Raw genomic sequence first — 18050 nt, 5'->3', positions numbered from 1 at the left:
AGTTGTGGAGTTAATCCTCCATTAAAAAATTTACAATATTGTTTACTTTCATAGTGTAGAAATAAGGGTCATATCTACCATTTATTGACATCGTTTTTATGTTGTTGTTGCTGGGGTCATACAATAAAAATTTGCTTGGTTTGAATTGATTGGCCATTTCTTCTTGGGAAAATTTATACTCTTTGTCTCCATAAACCAATTTAGCGCCCAGAAATTTCATTTCATCTTGTTGTTCGTTCTTGCCGAAGTCTAATCTTAACCTTTCAGGAAAAACATCTGATGGGAGATTAAAAGTGACTTCTTGAACATTCATTGAACCATTTACTCTTGCAAAAACAAATTTGTTTGATGAAAACGTCTTTTCTCCTGGCTCATAATAATATACCTCAAAAACATCATCCTTTTTTGTCAACACCTCCAAAACTACTTTTAAATTCGGAGACTCTTTTATTTGGGTCGAGTCTTCCGTAGACTTTTCGGTTTTAGGTTCTTGCTTACAACCAATAATACTAAACAGGGCAATAAGGATTAAAAAAAAATTTTTCATGTTTTTGTGATTTAAAAATTTTCTAGATTCCGTTCAACTATTCCATATAAAATTACATCGGGATGATGCAGCTCAATTAATTCTTCATTAATTCTGATTCCTCTTACAAAAATTATTTCCTTAAAATGGTAAGGCAAGAATTTAAGTAATTCAAAAGTATAGGAATCTCCAACAATCATAAGGGAAAGGCCCTTGTTGTTATTAGGGTTTGTAATAATCCTAGCGCCATTTTTTCCTTTCTTTGAAGTAAATTTAAAGCTGTTCCTATCTTTGGGAACAAACGTGATCTTTGTGTCCTTGAAAAAGGAATAAGAATTGTCAACACCCATTAAATTTAGCAAATCCCCCGAAGAATAGTTTTTATTGACATCAATTTTAAAGTCATCTATTGTGAGTGCTTTGGACACATTTAAATTGTATCCCATTTTGTTGATAAGGTTCTGATAGGCCTTAAAAGAACCCAAAGAGTTCCAATGACTGTCAAGTTTAAAGTAAAGTGGCAAGTTTGTTTTGGTCTTAAATTCCAATATTTCTTGCTTTTGAGGAACAAAATCAATGCTTGTGTTTGCCAAAAACTTTTCAAGTTGTTTAACCCTCTCCAAGGGTTGTTTTTCCTTTCTGCTAAATCTATATGGTATATTTTCTCCATAAACGCTATGCTTGTCAGGATAAATACTCACGTAAAAATCCGCATTGATAGAATCGGCCTTTATTGATGCATTGTAGAGCATTGAACCCAAATGCTCCAAACTGTTATTTGGAAAAGGGTTGTTGTTGTAGTATGAATGTCTACTTGGATCCACCCAGTAAAAAAGCATATCGTTATTCCCGACAATTACGCGTTCTTCCCTTGGGGATGTATTAAAAATTTTAGCCTTGATTATTCCCCCATAGGATATCATTTTGTCCCTAAATCCAAAATTGTCGTTAAAATAATTTTCAAACTGAAGAGGATATTCATCTATTGAATTATAATTAAACTTTGGCTTGGCAAACAGTTCTCTTTTTTCCTGTATTTCAGTGTTGTCCAGGTCAAAGATGCTATCCATCAAAGGAGAAGCTATTAAAAGCAAAAAAATGATTGCAAAAACCATTTCGAAAGTCACCTTCACTTGGGTCTCTCTGAACCTTAACCAAAATGCAAATATCAGGGCTGTAGAAAATACTAATGAGAGAGTTATGTTTACTGCAATTTTACCTTCACTTTTCTTTTCCGTTAATTGCTTCACCAAGGGCCGTAAATTCTTTGAGATAAAAAATGGGTCCGATCTATTTCCTCTTACCTTTCTGCCAAAGACCATCCCCTCTTTAACAGTTACAAAACTATTGGGAGTAAAGTAGGCCTCCCAATTGCCTTTTGATATGGTTTTGATGTTTTTTCCATATCTAAAGTCAATTTTGTCTATCTCTACGGGAGAAGTTTTGAGCCTATTGCCAAAATCGAATCTAATTTGGGCTAAATTCAAACTATCAGGTATTGAGAATTTTATCCATTGAAAGTCATTAGACCCTTCAACTAAAATTCTCTGAGAATATTTCTCATTAAAAACCTTAATCGAATCACGATAAAAAAGCTGAAAGACATCATCCTCTTGGACTTTAAGCTTAATATCAATCTCTATCTCTGGAGAACTCGAATTAGTTAAAACATAGTTTTTGTTATAGCTATAGATACCAATGAACAAACCTCCCCAGAAAATGAGAAACAACAATATATGTTTAGGGCTTTTCTTATTCATCAACTTCATTAAAACCTAAAATATATGAAGGGATTATAGCTGTTCGTTGCCAATTCAAACAAACTAAACACAAACAATAGTATATAAAAGGGATGTTTTATGTAGGACAAAATAGTCGTTGTCTTTTCGTGTCCAATTTTTCTTAGCAAATATGTCTTCACGTTTGTAGACAATAAAATCGCCAAAAAAAGGACGAACATGAAATATGGATTCATATACTGAAACACCTCATTATAATTGTTGTTCAACGAAAACATTGAGCCAATATAACTCAATCCAGAGGAAAGTGTCTCGGCCCTAAAAAACACCCACCCGAAAAGCACAACAAGCATTGTATAAGCATGCCTAAACAAACGAGGGGTCTTGGTAAGAAGCTTTTCTAGTCCAAGACGTTCCAAAATCAAAAAAAAACCATGGTAAAGGCCCCAAACTATGAAGCTCCAACTGGCCCCATGCCATAAACCTGTTATGAAAAAAACTATCAAAAGATTGATATACGTTCTTGCCAGACCTTTTCTGTTCCCCCCTAATGGGATATAAAGATAATCCCTAAACCAGCTGGATAGTGAAATATGCCATCTTCTCCAAAATTCCTTTATGGATCGACTTATATATGGAAGGTTGAAATTCTCTAAGAAATCAAATCCAAACATTTTTCCCAAACCAATCGCCATGTCGGAATAGCCAGAAAAATCAAAATATATTTGAAACGCGTAACAAACGATTCCCAACCAATAGGAAGGTGCTCCTGCATACCCTGTTCCATCAAAAACAAAATCTGCTACAAATCCCATTTGATTGGCTATTACCACTTTTTTAAACAGCCCAACGATAAACCTTTTTATGCCTTCAGAAAATTGTTCAAAATTAAACTTCCTCTTTTTGCGTATTTGTTTTTCAACATCAATATATCTGACTATTGGACCGGCTATTAATTGAGGGAACATGGAGATATAAAGGCCCAACGAGACAAGGTTTTTTTGTGGTCTTACCTTTTCATAATAGACATCTATCAGATAAGACATTCCTTGAAATGTGAAAAAAGATATCCCTATCGGTAATATTATTTTACCCAAACTAGTATTCTCCAATATGCCAAAGTTTTTTAGTGATTCTTCGAAGAAATTGGCATATTTAAAATAGACTAAAAGTAGAATGTTTATTAGCAAAAAAAACCAAAGAGCGTATTTGGAGTTTGTTTGCTGATTTTTTTTTAGAAATAGCCCAATAGAAAGTCCGCCAATGTAATTAAGGGCTATTGAGAAAATCATCAGCATAACCAATTTATTCTCTCCCCAAGCGTAGAAGAACAAGCTCGCCAAAGCTAAAAATCCATTCCTATATTTGGTGTTTATCAGATAATAAACAGCAAGGACAATTGGCAAAAAGAGAAACAAAAAAGTTGTTGAGCTGAATATCATTTGATCAATGTCTTAGAAAAGGTAATCCCATGTCCTTAGATGAAATGTTGATTTCCCCTGAAAATTGCCAGTCAATATTCAAACTGGCATCATCATATCTTATTCCCCCCTCCGAATTCTTGTTGTAATAGTTATCGCACTTGTAAAAGAAATGGGCCGATTCGCTCAACACAACAAAGCCATGTGCAAATCCTCTTGGAACGAACAATTGTTTTTTATTCTCAGCGGTTAATTCGACAGAAACATGTTGGCCATAGGTCTTGGAACCCTTTCTTAAATCAACGGCCACATCCAAAACACTTCCCTTTATAACATTGACCAATTTGGCTTGGGCATGTTCCCCTTTTTGAAAATGTAGCCCTCTTAAAACTCCTCTTGTTGAATAAGATTGATTGTCCTGTACAAAATTTACTTGTTGCCCGATTGCCTCACAAAAGGCCTTATGGTTGAAACTTTCAAAAAAATAACCTCGTTCGTCTTCAAAAACTCTTGGTTCTATAATAAAACATCCTTTCAACTTGGTTTCAGTTATCTTCATTGGTTCTCCTTGTTCAAAATGCCTAAAAGGTTTTTCCCGTAGCCACTTTTCATTAGTGGTTCTGCTAATTCCTTGAATTGATTTTCATCTATAAAGCCCATTTCATATGCAGCGGCCTCTATAGCGCCGATCTTTAATCCCTGACGCTCTTCTATGACCTCAACAAATTGAGATGCCTGCATCAACGATTGGAAAGTTCCAGTGTCCAACCAAGCTGTTCCTCTATCCAGTATGCTTACACTGAGTTGGCCTTTATTTAGGTATTCCTTATTTACATCGGTAATCTCCAATTCTCCCCGCGGACTTGGCTTTATGTTCTTTGCAATAGAAACAACCTCATTGTCATAAAAATATATTCCTGGAACTGCATAGTTGGATTTTGGGTTGACTGGTTTTTCTTCTATGCTGATTGCCTTGCCGTCATTGTCAAATTCGACCACACCATAGCGTTCCGGATCATGAACTCTGTAAGCGTAAATAACACCCCCTTTGGGTTCATTATTTGCCTGTAAAAGTTTTGACAGGCCGGTACCATAAAATATATTGTCTCCAAGTATAAGAGCCACCTTGTCATTACCAATGAACTCTTCGCCTATGACAAAAGCTTCAGCCAAACCGTTAGGTGATTCTTGAACTTCGTAGGTAAATGAACACCCATATTTCTTTCCATCACCCAATAGATCTTTAAAAAGTGGTAAATCCTTTGGTGTTGAAATAATAAGGACCTCCCTTATTCCAGAGTACATTAAAGTGGATAGTGGATAATAAATCATTGGCTTGTCATAGATAGGCATTAATTGCTTACTAACAGATAAGGTTAATGGGTGTAATCTAGTACCTGACCCTCCGGCCAAAATGATTCCTTTCATTTTCTTGGAAATTTATAGGTATTGCTTTTTATAGTATTCTTTGTAGTCTCCCGAAGTAACATGGTTAAGCCACTCCTGATTATCGAAGTACCAGTCTATAGTTAGCTCAAGACCTTGTTCAAAGGTTACAGAGGGCTCCCAACCAAGCTGAGTATTTATTTTGGATGCGTCTATGGCATATCGCAAATCGTGACCAGGGCGATCCTTAACAAAAGTTATCAATTCTTCGGAAACTCCTTCAGTTCTTCCTAGTTTTTTGTCCATTAGCTTGCATAACAGCATAACTAAATCAATGTTTTTCCATTCGTTAAACCCGCCAATGTTATAGGTTTCACCATTCGTTCCTCTATGAAAAACCAAATCAATAGCCTTGGCATGGTCTTTTACATACAACCAATCTCGGGTATAATTTCCGTCCCCATAAACGGGCAACGCTTTATTTTGAATGATATTGTTGATGAATAAGGGTATCAATTTTTCGGGAAAATGGTTTGGCCCATAATTGTTAGAACAATTGGAGATTACAAAAGGTAACCCATAAGTTTCCCCATATGCCCTAACAAAATGATCTGAACTCGCCTTAGACGCCGAATAAGGGGAGTTAGGACTATATGGTGTAGATTCAGTAAATAGGCCCGAATTTCCCAGAGCTCCATAAACCTCATCAGTACTAACATGATAAAAACGGAAATCTGGGTTCTTATTTGCTATTTTAACCGATTGGTTCAATAGGTTTACTGTGCCCAAAACATTAGTTTTCACAAAAGAAAGCGGATCAGAAATAGACCGATCCACATGAGACTCTGCTGCTAAATGGATAACACCATCAAATTCATTTTCTGAAAAAAGTTTAGTCAGAAAATCATCTTCCGTTATATCCCCCTTTATGAATGTATAATTGGTTTGGTCTTCAATATCCTTAAGATTCTCTAAGTTACCCGCATAAGTTAGTGCATCAATATTATAGACATGATAATCTTGGTAGTTTTGAACAAAATGTCTTACCACGTGAGAACCTATGAAACCGGCCCCTCCTGTAACTAATATATTTTTTTTGTTGCCTTTCCCCATTAAAATTTGAAGTGTAATTTTCTTAAATAAGTACGCTATTCTTTGGTCTTTTGGCGAATGTACGGTAATTCCTATCCAAAACAAGACTCACCTTTCCTGTTAGCCCATTTTCGTGGAGTATGTTCTTTGCAAAGTCGTACCATGTCATTGCCTTGCCATCTGTAACATGGTATGTGCCAAAGAATTTTTCACCCATTATAATCTCCTCTAGGATAAATTTTGCCAATGTCTCGGTGTCCGTTGGGCACCCTATCTGTTGGTCGGTAATCCTTAACTCCAACCCTTGTTCTGCCTTAGCCAGAATAGTACGATAAAAGTTATGCCCAAACTTTTTACTGTACAACCAAGATGTCCGAATAATAAAATGGTTGGGTAATATTTTGCGAATATTTTGCTCCCCCTCTAATTTTGATTTTCCATATTCGTTGATTGGGTTGGTTACATCTTCTATTGTGTAGGCTTGATCTTTGTTGCCATCAAAAACATAATCCGTTGAAATATGAACTAATGTAACATTCTGTTTCTTGCAGGCCATGGCTAAGGATTTTACAGCCTCAGCATTTACCTTAAAGGCATCAACAGGAATCCTTTCTGCCTGTTCGACATTGGTATATGCGGCACAGTTAATACAATAATTATAATTGCCTGTTTTTAAGGTCTGTTCAATTTCTTCAGGGATAGTGATGTCCAGTTCCCTTGAGGTTTTAAAGTCAAAAATCGATTCTTTAAAATCAATGATATAATCCTTCAATGTTTTTCCCAGCTGCCCCCCTGCTCCAGTTACCAAGATTCGTTTCATTGTTTTTCTGTTTGATTTATCCTGAACTAAAACTAAGGCTATTTCTGATTATAGGATTTTAAATATCTGTTAAGTTCCAACAACGCCAAGATTCCAAACACCAATATCAATAATAAGACGGGGAGTTTAAATTTATAGCTATTCCAAATACCCTTTTGTTCTACTCCACGGGTTGGAAAATCACTGATTACATTGATGATGGTTGACTTATTGGCTCTCTCCCTATTTAATTGCACCAGTCTTTCCTTAAGTACATCCTTTTCCTGCACTAGGGCGAGTTCTCTACTACTTGCCTCACCTGTTTCTGCCATATTGATACTAGTACCTTGCATAGGTTTATCAGCTTCTTTTACCAAGACAGTTCGATATAGACTTTGAAGCGAATCAATTTCAGTCAACTGTCTTTTATAAATCTCTTCTTGAAGGTCCAGGTTTTCATCATTAATCCTTTTCTGAAGCTTGAAATACTCATTAACAGAGATAGAGTTAATAATTGAAGGTTGAGTTTTCTTTGCCACTCTGTTATCCGTACTAATCAAAGAAATTTGATGGAACCTGGCATCCATGGAGTTAAAATTCTGCAGATAATTCTCATAATCAATTGCCTTAACGGTGGTAGTGTCCAACTCTCTAATAAACTCATCAAAAAGCTTGATTTTCTGATTTTCATCGGAATAGGAGTCTGTAAAAATCTCTTTTATACTAGCCGCTTCATGTTCCGTGATGTCCAATGCGGTAGCCAGAGCTACAGAGTCCTGTGCCTTGGCCAAATCATTATAAAAAGCAATATTGTTGTATAACTGTTGAACACTATTGAAGTTTGGCTCTACCACCATTCTGGAAATATATCTCTCCGGCAAAACCTTATCCAAAATAAAGCCTCCAACACCACCTAGAATAATCGCGGCCGCTATTACTATAATGTTCTTTTGAACAAAAAGGAGAAACAGCATGATGATATGAAAAATTCCCTTGAATATGCTACCAATGAAATTGAAGAACTTTTGAAAGCCCCTGCCAATCATTTGGAACAACTGTCCCAAATCTATTTCATCCGAATTGTTCTGATTTACTGGTTGGTCTGCCATTACCTTATAAATTGAATAGTTGTTTTAAAATCCTGTCCGTTATCAAATATGTGGGCTTTACCCCTGTTGTTCCCAATCCACCAGAAGCCAATGTGCTTCCAGTTTCCAAGGGATTGTCCGATGCGTAGTAGGCGTATCGTACTCTCACATCTTTTTTAATGCTCTTTCGTATTTGGGAAGCCGATTGTATCGCCTTTTGATAATGCACTCCTTCCATTTCCAATCCAATCACGTTCCAAGTGGATTCATGGAAGAACTGGAGAATGTCCCTATTCTGCAATGATGTTCCCAATACAGTTACCATGGTGCCCTCCATTACTTTAAGACCATGACCTTCAAAGTCTGATCCGCTAAGTTCATTTTTAAAGGGATAGTTGTCAGCTGTTCCCTCAAAAATATGGGCCGATGGAATCATTAAATCGCCTTTGCCGCCTTCCAAAATGCCCGCCTTTCCCATGATGGAGACCGAATCCACATTAAGAAAAATCTTTTCTTCTCCTTCTTCCATGGGCTTTAGGAGCTCATCTATGGTCTCATAAGCCTGTTCCCCAAAGGCATAGTCCATCACAAATATAACGGGTTTTTCTTCCTGTGAAATACCTTCTGGGAACTTATAACAGCAACTTTGCTTGCCGAACTTGGCCGTATCAAAAATCTGTACATCGATGTTGGCCCCGGATTCGTCCTCAAGAAAGATCATGCCGTTCTTTTCAGCATGGCTTCTTACTTTTTTATTGAGCGATTTATGCTTCTCGGAGCCCAATGCCTCATAAATATCCAAGGAATCACTGTCTGGAAACTCTTGTGCCAATGCCTTTTTGGCAAAAAGGGAGTTCATCACACTGTGCATGTTGGCGCTTATGATATGAAGTGGCCTGTGGATCAAATTATGATCCTTTAACGTACTCTTGATTTTATCCGCCCACTTCTCACCATGCAAATGATGTCCCAAACGCTCCCTTAGCAGCGGGCTGAAGGTAATGGTCCTTTTGTTGCCCGTGGTCTCTTCCTCAATGGCCAATTTACCCAACCAATAGATCACGTTGAGAAAACGGTCAGGGTCCTCTGAGGTCTTCAGTTTATTCTCAATTTCCACCACCTCATCAAAGGTCCTGCCCAGGATATTGGCGCAATGAATCAAGGCAACCTCTCTTTCCTCATCATCTTTTTCTTCGGAAAGCACAAACTCCGTTAGCTTGTCCCAATCACGAATGGTGGCATTGCCATTATCCACCAACACCCTTCTGCAGATCTTGCCCGACTCAACGAACAAAAACGTCAGGTGGGTCAAAATATCATAGATGTCGCTCCTACCACGAGTGATCTCGATGTTCATCTGCTCATCATCGATACGGTAACAGTTTCTCCTACGTTTGGGAGGAACAATCGCTTTTAAATGGGATTTGGCAAAACCTTCATCCGAGGTCAAATTGATAAATCGGCACTCCTCGATCCCTTCCGGCAAACGTTCCAGCACATAGATAAGTCCGTTGAGTTCCGCTTTGTCTTCGGCAATGGTGCCGTAAATTTCGGGTCGTAACAATAAAAGAGCACTGCGCAGTGCATTCCCAGAAACACCCGAGGGCTTGTAAAATCCACGGTTGAGCAAATGTCGCATGGTAATGTACAAGCGCTCGATCGCATTGGTGGACTCCTGCGCCCTAGTCGTCTGTTTTACTTCTGTTGCCATCATAACTTCTGGCAAAAATAAGTGAATTCCTATGAAAATGAAGCCGTTCCAAGTCAACTAATTTTAAAGGGCTGCAGCCCATCGGCCACTTTGCGGTCGTTCGCAAGGCGCTGCACCTTGTTCTGACCACCCAATTTCCCTATGGATTTCATGTAGTCCTGAAAACCATTCGGTTGAATACTCTTGATTTTCAATGGCTGAAGAATGTTGCCGTCAATCAAATCAAAATAGTAACTATTCTGCTTTTTCATGCTCTCTTCAATAATCTTAGAGAATCTTGCTTGGTCTGATGGTGCTCGTTCAAACTCAATGAACCATTCATGATAGGGTAGTTCTCCCTCCTCTGGAGTAGTCTGTGGAGCCACCGTAAACTCATTTACCAAGGCATCCGTCTGCTCAACCGCCAGTCTAAGTGCCTCTTCCACTTCTTTGGCAATCACATGTTCCCCAAAAGCGGAAATGAAGTGCTTGATTCTCCCAGAAACCACCACTTTATAAGGGTTCTTAGAAACAAACCGAACGGTATCCCCAAGGTTGTATCCCCATAACCCGGCATTGGTGGAGATGACCATTGCGTAATCCACATCCAATTCCACATCGGCAATGGTCAATCGCTTGGGGTTTTCATCAAAAAACTCATCTGCCTTTACGAACTCGTAAAATATACCCGCATCCAATAGCAAAAGCATCCCTTTCTCATTTTGCGAGTTTTGATAGGCAAAAAACCCTTCACTGGCCGGAAAAAGCTCTATACTGTCCACTTTTCTGCCCATTAGGTTTTCAAATTTGGCACGATAGGGCTCATAGTTCACACCGCCGTAGATGAACAATTGGAATCCTTTAAAAAGGTCGCCGACCTTTTTCCCTGTCTTGGCATGGAGTTTTTCAAAATACATCTGTACCCAGGACGGAATCCCGGCAATAACGGTCATATCCTCGTTTTCCGTCTCCTCAACGATTTTGTCCACCTTGGTTTCCCAATCTTCTATGCAATTCGTTTCCCAACTGGGCAACCGGTTTTTCTGGAGATAATTGGGGACGTAATGAGCCGATATTCCCGAGAGCCTACCCAATTTGATGCCGTTCTTTTCTTCCAATTCGGGACTCCCTTGTAAAAAAATCATACGTCCATCCACAAAATCAGCATTTCCCGTTTCGTGTATATAGTTGAGTATCGCATTCCGTGATGCCTCGACCTGATTTTTGATGGAGGGTTTTGTAATGGGAATGTATTTGGCCCCCGATGTGGTTCCTGATGTTTTCGCAAAATAAATGGGTTTGCCCGGCCAAAGTACATCCGCCTTGCCATAAATAATTTGCTCTACGTAGCCTTTAAGCTCTTCGTAATCCCTAATGGGAACACATTCCACAAAATCTTGGTGTGATTTGATTGTCCCAAATTGATGGTCCTTGCCAAAAATGGTTCCCTTGCCCTGGGAAACCAAGTGATTAAACACCTTTTGCTGGGTTTTCACTGGTTGGTTGACCCATTTCTCGGTCTTTTTGGCAATCCGGTTGGCAAATATTTTGGCTGCAAATGCTTTTAAGGACATTTAGTTGAAATCAATATAGTTCTGTGGATTCACGGGCTTTCCTTTTCTCCAAAGCTCAAAATGAAGGTGGGGACCCGTAGTAAGTTCTCCCGTATTTCCGATGGAGGCAATCACTTCACCTGCTTTGACCAAATCACCTTGAGACTTACTCAATGAGCCATTGTGCTTATACACAGAAGTAATTCCCTCTTGATGCTCTATGATGATGACATAGCCTGTTTCCGTGGTCCATTCGGCAAACAGCACGGTGCCATCGGCAATGGACTTTACAGGCGTGTCCTTCGGCGCCACCAAATCCACCGCATAATGTTTGGTCTTTTGGTCGAAACCTTGGGAAACGGTTCCATTGACAGGGGAGAAGAACAAGGTCCCCAGATTCTCCACGTCCCGTTCAAAAAGATTATACTTGTCCTCCAGCTCCACCTCTTCGCGCAAGAGCAGGTCTTGTCGTATCGGAGTTAGATCAACGGAGGCTGGATCCAACTTGTATTGCTCAAAAAGAGAATCACGGTTCATTTGATTGTTCTCCACATCGCCCCGCAGCACCTTCCTGACATTATCCAAATACCGATTGGTATAGTTAAGTACGGTAACCAAAGAGTCCGTTTTATAGGTCAGTTCCGTGGCTTGGCGCTTCAATTTGGTGGAAGAATAGCCCGGAATGTATTCCCGTAAAGGTGTAAAGGCAATGATCAAGGTGGTAATTCCTATCAAAACAATAATGAACATGGTCCCGGTAACAAAAACATTCAGCCTGTTGAGCTTAAAGGATATCTTTTCCTCAAAGGTGCTCTCGTTAAGAATGACCAAGCGGTACTTGTGCAGCAGCTTGCGTTTTATCTCCTTTCTTTTCTTTTTGTCCTTTGCCATGATGAACAAAGATAGGCTTAGATTTTAATATGCATGTTAAGCTTTTTAAAAAGCTGAAGGGGATAAGTTCTTAAAAATCATTTTCAAATGCTAATTTTCGTTAATCGAACATGCTCTTCAACATCTTTTTAGTACTTTTACATTTCTAATCAAAGTTTTGAAGATATGATTGCTCAAACTATATTTCTTGGAATGCTGGGCCCTTGGCAGATCGCTTTGATCGTTGCTGTGGTGGTTTTACTTTTTGGAGGTAGAAAAATTCCTGAGCTTATGAAAGGATTGGGAAGCGGAATCAAAGAATTCAAGGACGCTACCAAGGAAGACGACAAAATCGAAGGAGAAAGAAAAGAGTCAAAATCCTAAATTGACCTTTTGTAGCTTGAAACCCGTTGTTTTTTAGTTGGTTTTCGACCAACGACAACATTTTTTCAACGTTCAATGCTGCAAATCACTTCTTTCACAACAAAAAATTATCACCCCACTTACCATATTCTATTTTAGCGGTTCAAACTAAAATGTTAAGCCCCCTATGCTTAACCTCCAAATGAACCAAAATCGTTCATTTGTGCAGATGGAGTGGTAATGAAAAGACTGATCTTGCTTTTATTCTTATTATGCTCTTTTGGGATGTTTTCCCAAGAGCTTGCCCTATCCGAGCATGATGGGACATCTTCACATTCCGGCAACTTAAGGCCATATTCAAAAAGGAATTCTTCAGATGATGTAACACAACTTGATGGGTTGACCGATAAAAAGCTTGCCCGCTACCTTGAAAAAGAAGGTGTTGCCGAAAAACTTATTGAAAAAGCAAACGAGTACTTCGACAAAATGTGGTACGCCGAATCCGCACGCATTTTTGATATTGTACTGGAGAAGACCGAGGCTAAGCATACCCTACCATTGCTCTCCAGGGCAGGGGATTCCCACTATTACATCGGGAACCTTGAGAAGTCCTACAAATGGTATAACGAAATCTACCGGTCGTACGAAAATCAGATGGAGGAGGACACTTTTTTCAAGTATACCCAAACCCTGAAGGGGACCGGCAAATATCGACGAGCCGCCGCCCTCACAAAAATAGTACGGCAAAAAAGGGACGAACCCTTGAACGAACTGAAAAAAATCGACAATAACACCTGGAAAGGAGCTTACACGGTAAAAATCAAAAATTTGGGAATCAACTCCCCTTATTCGGATTTTTCCCCTATGTTTCACAACGGATCGGATATCGTTTATTCTTCCGCTAAGGATTCCTCTGTACTGACCACCAGAAAATATCGTTGGACCAATCAGCCCTTCTTGGACCTATATGTTTCAAAAAGGAAAAATGAGGAAGGGGACCTATCCTCCCCGAAAAAATTCTCCAAGAACATCAACACCAAATACCATGAGGCCTCCCTGGCTTTCTCCCCAGACCAGAAAACCATCTATTTCACGAGGAACAATTATGGCAAAAGGCTGAAAAGGGGTAAAAACGGCATCAACCATTTAAAAATATACCGTTCAAGATTCGTTAGTGGAGCTTGGACCAAGGGCGAAGAGCTACCCTTCAATAGCGAGGATTATTCCACTGGCCACCCTGCCATAAGCAAGGATGGCACAAAAATGTACTTTGTTTCCGATAGACCTGGCGGTTTTGGGGAAACGGACATCTACATGGTGGACATTCATGAAAATGGCACGTTCTCCGAGCCTCAAAACCTAGGAAGGACCATCAACACCGAAGCAAAGGAAATGTTTCCTTACATCGCGGAAAACGCCCTTTATTTCTCTTCCAACAGGCCCTTGGGGTTTGGCGGTTTGGATGTGTACAAATCTGAAGGTACGAATGGACAATTCAGTGTTGGTATCAATATGGGACAACCCATAAACAGCAATCGTGATGACTTCTCCTATATTATTGATGAAAAAGGGACTCAAGGTTATTTTGCATCCAACCGGAAAGGTGGCAAAGGGGATGATGACATCTATTCCTTTGCATATACCCTTAATTCAAATTCCATTTCAGGCAGTGTCGCTGACATGGTAACCAGACAGCCCATCCCCAACGCAGATGTTTCCCTTATCGCCAAAGATGGTTCGGCACTAAATACTTTAGTTGCTGATTCCACAGGGAACTATACTTTCCAATATTTGAGCCCAACCACTGACTACATGGTGGTAGCCAATAAAGAGGGTTATGGGACCGACAGCTTATCAGTAAGCACCAAGGAAAACGAGAATGTTTCCGTAGAACAGTTTTTAAGGAAGGTCAAAAAAGAAAAGCCCATTGTTGAAGTTTTCGAGCCCAAGGACGTTCTTTTCAATTTTGACAGTTTTGAAATTACCCCGAAATCAGCAAGGGAATTGGACAAACTCGTTACCGTCCTAAAAGACAATAAGGGATTATCCCTGAAGATAGCGTCCCACACCGATGCCATTGGGCCAAAGGCCTATAACAAATACCTGTCCGAAAAGCGGGCCAAATCCACCAAGGCTTATCTGATTGCTCAAGGAATTGACGAATCAAGAATCATTAGCGCCATTGGCCACGGAGAGGAGCGACTGCTCAATGATTGTTCAGATGGTCATCCCTGTGCACCCGCACAACATCATTTGAACAGGAGATCGGAGTTTATCCTTATTTCTGAATAATTCCTGCCTTATTTTATTGGTTTCATAGCATTTCAAGCCTGAAAGTGGCGAACAAAGTGCATTTCGTCGATTATTTCCTTCGGCTATCTGCTCATGGCAATATGCATTTCATCGATCAAAGAAATAGCCTTACGGATTTTCAGTCCTTCCCCCTCTCTTTCAACCTTTTTTTAGTGCTTTTCAACCTCCAGATTTCGATGCTTATGCTACAAATCAAATCTTTGACATGTCTTTAAACCTTAAATCATACTTATGAAAAAATTACTACTTGTTAAAGAGATTTATATTGAAGGGTTCCGCAACTTGGGGCACTTTTTAGTTGAAAAATATTTTAAAATCTTTGCCTGGTTCAGCTTTGTCATGTTCTTCATAGTGCTTTATGCATTTGTATACAGGATAGCCACGGGCTTTGCATTTGATTAACCCCCTAAGCTTTAAAGAACAAAAAGGCCCGAACTAATCGTTCGGGCCTTTTTGCTTTATATAAATTGTCTTCTACTTAATCAGAAGCAGGGGTAGACGGTTCAAAATCAATCGTCTTCAATATAGCTTCCAATTCAAACATATAATCCCTTTTTGCTTCGGATGGTGCAAAGGTAAATCCTTCTATGACCATTTTCCGGTTGTTTTCCTTATCGCTGATGATGTAGGTTAAAAATGGGCCCGCCATTGGGTAGCCATGAATTTCCCAAACACCTTTGACCTCCGCGGCCTTTTTACCTCCTATTTCTGCGGGAAATACATACGGAGAAAAGGCTTTTTCGGTAATCATGTACGTATCCTCGTAAGGCCCTGGAATATATTTTTGACCGATGGAATCACGCATGTGAACAATATCCTGCACAAAAGTGGAATCGTTGCTAAAGTAATCCCATGGCATTTCGTATGCGATGATGTTCATGGTTCCTTTTGGGATTTCGATGTCCATCCAAACAAAGTTATCCTCCCTTTTACCTACTTTGTACAAGGATGGCACGTTTAAATGAATGCCAAACTCTTCCTCCAAGGCGTTGTCCTTACTCAAAGAACGTTGAAACCGTCTTTGGGCCTCGGCTATCTCGTTAGCTCTAAATTCTTTAATGGCCCTATCAGCCAAAGAATCCAAGTTTTTGATCATCACTTCTTCCGTAGGTCCTGTCACGACCGCTACTTTCTGCGGTTTTGAATACGCATCGTCCTTGATGTGCGCTAAAGACGTAGAGTCCTGCTCCACATAAAGGATAGACCTGGAATGCGTGGTCGTGCCCTTGAATACCTTTGGGGGCACCTGGGTTATACTGAATTTTGGCTCTATTTGTGGCAGCCCAACAATTTGGGCCGCAAATTCGTCCCTTATCTTTTCTCCTACGGGCCCTCTCCAGAGCTCGGTGTCCATAATGACCATCAAGGAATTGATGCCCCCTGTGGAAGGCGGAAGAAATCTTTCATTTGAGCCTGAGTCCTTACAAGCTCCCAATGCCAACATCGCTGTAGCAAATAATAGTGTTCCTAATTTTTTCATCTTGTGTTAAATTTACGAAGAACAATCACACAATTTAAGTTTTGTGCCCGGTTTTAGATTATTACCACTAATACCATTCCATTCTCGTAAATTTTCAATGGAAATCCCAGGATATTGACGGGAAATGGTCCACAACGAATCGCCAGACCTTACAGTATGGATTTTGGAACCCCCTGCAACCGTGGTTCCTGAAGTTTTGGAACTGGTGCTTTTTGCCGTGTTTTTGGCGATATAGGGCTTTCTTGGAAAAATAGTCAATCGTTGCCCAATCCGGAGGTTGTTGCTTCTCAATCCGTTCCATCTTTTTATTTGGCTAACCCCAACGCCATATCGTTCCGCAATCTTGCCCAGATAATCCCCACTTTTAACACGATATCTGATTTGGTCTTGAGCCGTTACCATATTGGGCATTGGCTTTTTCAAAGAGTCCAACTCCTTTTTTACATAGGCGTAGATTTCCTCCTCATTTGACACAAATTTTCCAATTTTGGACACGGGCAATCGCAATGCATAATCCTTCCCTTTCACTTTCGGAATGATATTCAGTTTGTAGGCTGGGTTAAGCATTTCCAATTCCTCTGTTCCGATATCCACCAACTTGGATATTTGATCAAAAGTGATGAGGTTTTTAACATGAACGGTATCCGTTTCAAAATAGGCGCGTTCCGCTTTTTTGTATTGTAATCCATGCTCTTCGGCATATTCAAAAATGTACATGGTGGCCAAAAATGCAGGAAGATACCCCGCTGTTTCACGTGGAAGAAACGGGCGAATGTTCCAATAGTTTTCGTATCCTCCAGAGCGTCGAATGGCTTTGTTCACATTGCCTGGACCGGAGTTGTATGCTGCCAGGGCCAAATCCCAATCCCCGAAAATACCGTAGAGTCTCGAAAGATATTTGCTGGCTGCTTTTGTGGCCATGATTGGGTCGTGTCTTTCATCCACATAGCTGCTCACGTCCAAATCGTACATTTTTCCGGTACTGTACATAAACTGCCATAGTCCCTTGGCACCCACTCTAGACCTTGCCTTGGGGTTCAAGGCCGATTCCACAATGGCCAAATATTTAATTTCCAGAGGAATGTTCTGGTTGTCCAGTTCTTGCTCAAACAATGGAAAGTAAAACTGACTAGCCGTGATCATCCGTTGCATCAAATCCCTTCTTCTTGTCAAAAACGACTTGATCACGCTCTCCAACGATGAATTGTATGTAATGTTGAATGGTGTTTTTTCATCCATTCGAGCCAAGCGGGCCTTTAAGGTATCAGTGGGCAGGTCTACGGTAAAGATAGAGTCCTGTCCAGGTCCATTTTGGATCTCCAACAGCATATCACTGAACAGTTCAGCGTTGCTATGGAGTTCGTTCAGCCATAGACTGTCGTAACGCCAAGCCTCTTCCAAATCACGCAATTTGAACTTTCCGTCTTCATGCGTTTCCAAGGCCATCAGCTGACCATCTATTTTGATATTGGATACGGCAATGGCTGCTCTTTCCTCCCTGTCAACTAACGTGGAATCTTTTTCCGAATTCGACGCAACATCTTCTTGTTGTGCATTTACAAAGGAAACCGCGGAAAACATGGCTGCAAGAACAGCTATCTTCAATTTTTGGTTCATTTGGACTAAGGTTTGATATTTGGGGCGAACTAAAATGGCTTTTTTTTCTGAAATAGTAAAGCCAGGAGACAAAAATCTCCCTCTTTTAACGTTTCCCCCAATAACTCACAACG

16 protein-coding genes are annotated in these 18050 nt (G+C 40.0%); 3 read left to right on the top strand and 13 right to left on the bottom strand.

The window, feature by feature from the left end; genetic code table 11:
• Positions 1-10: 10 nt before the first annotated feature.
• The 11 genes from EO132_RS00390 to EO132_RS00340 all read right to left on the bottom strand — a co-directional run bounded on the left by EO132_RS00390 (position 11) and on the right by EO132_RS00340 (position 12185).
• Positions 11-547, bottom strand: coding sequence for a hypothetical protein (locus EO132_RS00390; RefSeq protein ID WP_127136068.1), 537 nt, complete (start codon positions 545-547; stop codon positions 11-13).
• Between the two features lie 11 nt (positions 548-558).
• Complete coding sequence (locus tag EO132_RS00385; protein ID WP_164732246.1) at positions 559-2286, bottom strand: alginate O-acetyltransferase AlgX-related protein; 1728 nt, start codon at positions 2284-2286, stop codon at positions 559-561.
• A gap of 8 nt (positions 2287-2294) precedes the next feature.
• Complete coding sequence (locus tag EO132_RS00380; RefSeq protein ID WP_235856346.1) at positions 2295-3311, bottom strand: MBOAT family O-acyltransferase; 1017 nt, start codon at positions 3309-3311, stop codon at positions 2295-2297.
• Between the two features lie 400 nt (positions 3312-3711).
• Entirely contained in the window at positions 3712-4245 is a 534-nt protein-coding gene (gene rfbC / locus EO132_RS00375) for a dTDP-4-dehydrorhamnose 3,5-epimerase (protein ID WP_127136065.1), read from the bottom strand.
• Complete coding sequence (gene rfbA, locus EO132_RS00370; RefSeq protein ID WP_127136064.1) at positions 4242-5114, bottom strand: glucose-1-phosphate thymidylyltransferase RfbA; 873 nt, start codon at positions 5112-5114, stop codon at positions 4242-4244. The genes rfbC and rfbA overlap by 4 nt, the downstream gene beginning before the upstream one ends.
• A 12-nt stretch (positions 5115-5126) precedes the next feature.
• Positions 5127-6185: a dTDP-glucose 4,6-dehydratase gene (gene rfbB / locus EO132_RS00365; RefSeq protein WP_127136063.1), complete on the bottom strand. Its 1059-nt coding sequence runs from the start codon at positions 6183-6185 to the stop codon at positions 5127-5129.
• A 22-nt stretch (positions 6186-6207) separates the two neighbouring features.
• On the bottom strand, positions 6208-7026 hold the full coding sequence (gene rfbD, locus EO132_RS00360) for a dTDP-4-dehydrorhamnose reductase (protein WP_262707578.1): 819 nt from the start codon (positions 7024-7026) through the stop codon (positions 6208-6210).
• Complete coding sequence (locus EO132_RS00355; protein WP_127136061.1) at positions 7023-8072, bottom strand: hypothetical protein; 1050 nt, start codon at positions 8070-8072, stop codon at positions 7023-7025. Before EO132_RS00355 ends, rfbD begins: the two co-directional genes overlap by 4 nt.
• 4 nt (positions 8073-8076) lie before the next feature.
• Positions 8077-9765 (bottom strand): DUF6909 family protein, encoded by a 1689-nt coding sequence (locus EO132_RS00350; protein WP_127136060.1) that lies wholly within the window; start codon positions 9763-9765, stop codon positions 8077-8079.
• Positions 9766-9815: 50 nt separating this feature from the next.
• A complete protein-coding gene (locus tag EO132_RS00345) occupies positions 9816-11315 on the bottom strand; it encodes a GH3 family acyl-acid amido synthetase (protein WP_127136059.1) in 1500 nt (499 codons plus the stop codon).
• Positions 11316-12185 (bottom strand): M23 family metallopeptidase, encoded by an 870-nt coding sequence (locus EO132_RS00340; RefSeq protein ID WP_127136058.1) that lies wholly within the window; start codon positions 12183-12185, stop codon positions 11316-11318.
• A 165-nt stretch (positions 12186-12350) separates the two neighbouring features.
• Here EO132_RS00340 and tatA point away from each other — a divergent pair, with 165 nt between their 5' ends.
• The 3 genes from tatA to EO132_RS19120 all read left to right on the top strand — a co-directional run bounded on the left by tatA (position 12351) and on the right by EO132_RS19120 (position 15242).
• Positions 12351-12548 (top strand): twin-arginine translocase TatA/TatE family subunit, encoded by a 198-nt coding sequence (gene tatA / locus EO132_RS00335; RefSeq protein WP_127136057.1) that lies wholly within the window; start codon positions 12351-12353, stop codon positions 12546-12548.
• Positions 12549-12767: 219 nt separating this feature from the next.
• Entirely contained in the window at positions 12768-14819 is a 2052-nt protein-coding gene (locus EO132_RS00330) for an OmpA family protein (RefSeq protein WP_127136056.1), read from the top strand.
• Positions 14820-15071: 252 nt separating this feature from the next.
• Positions 15072-15242 (top strand): DUF6747 family protein, encoded by a 171-nt coding sequence (locus EO132_RS19120; RefSeq protein WP_164732245.1) that lies wholly within the window; start codon positions 15072-15074, stop codon positions 15240-15242.
• 76 nt (positions 15243-15318) lie between these two features.
• Here the strand turns inward: EO132_RS19120 and EO132_RS00325 are convergent, their stop codons facing one another.
• Positions 15319-16320: a DUF4837 family protein gene (locus EO132_RS00325; protein WP_127136055.1), complete on the bottom strand. Its 1002-nt coding sequence runs from the start codon at positions 16318-16320 to the stop codon at positions 15319-15321.
• Positions 16321-16332: 12 nt separating this feature from the next.
• Positions 16333-17937, bottom strand: coding sequence for a lytic transglycosylase domain-containing protein (locus tag EO132_RS00320; RefSeq protein ID WP_127136054.1), 1605 nt, complete (start codon positions 17935-17937; stop codon positions 16333-16335).
• Between the last annotated feature and the right edge of the window lie 113 nt (positions 17938-18050).

The sequence above is a fragment of the Flagellimonas oceanensis genome (assembly GCF_003992595.1).
Classification (GTDB): Bacteria; Bacteroidota; Bacteroidia; order Flavobacteriales; family Flavobacteriaceae; genus Flagellimonas; species Flagellimonas oceanensis.
The sequence above is the reverse complement of the archived record's forward strand: the minus strand, read 5'-3'. Positions and strand labels throughout refer to the sequence as shown.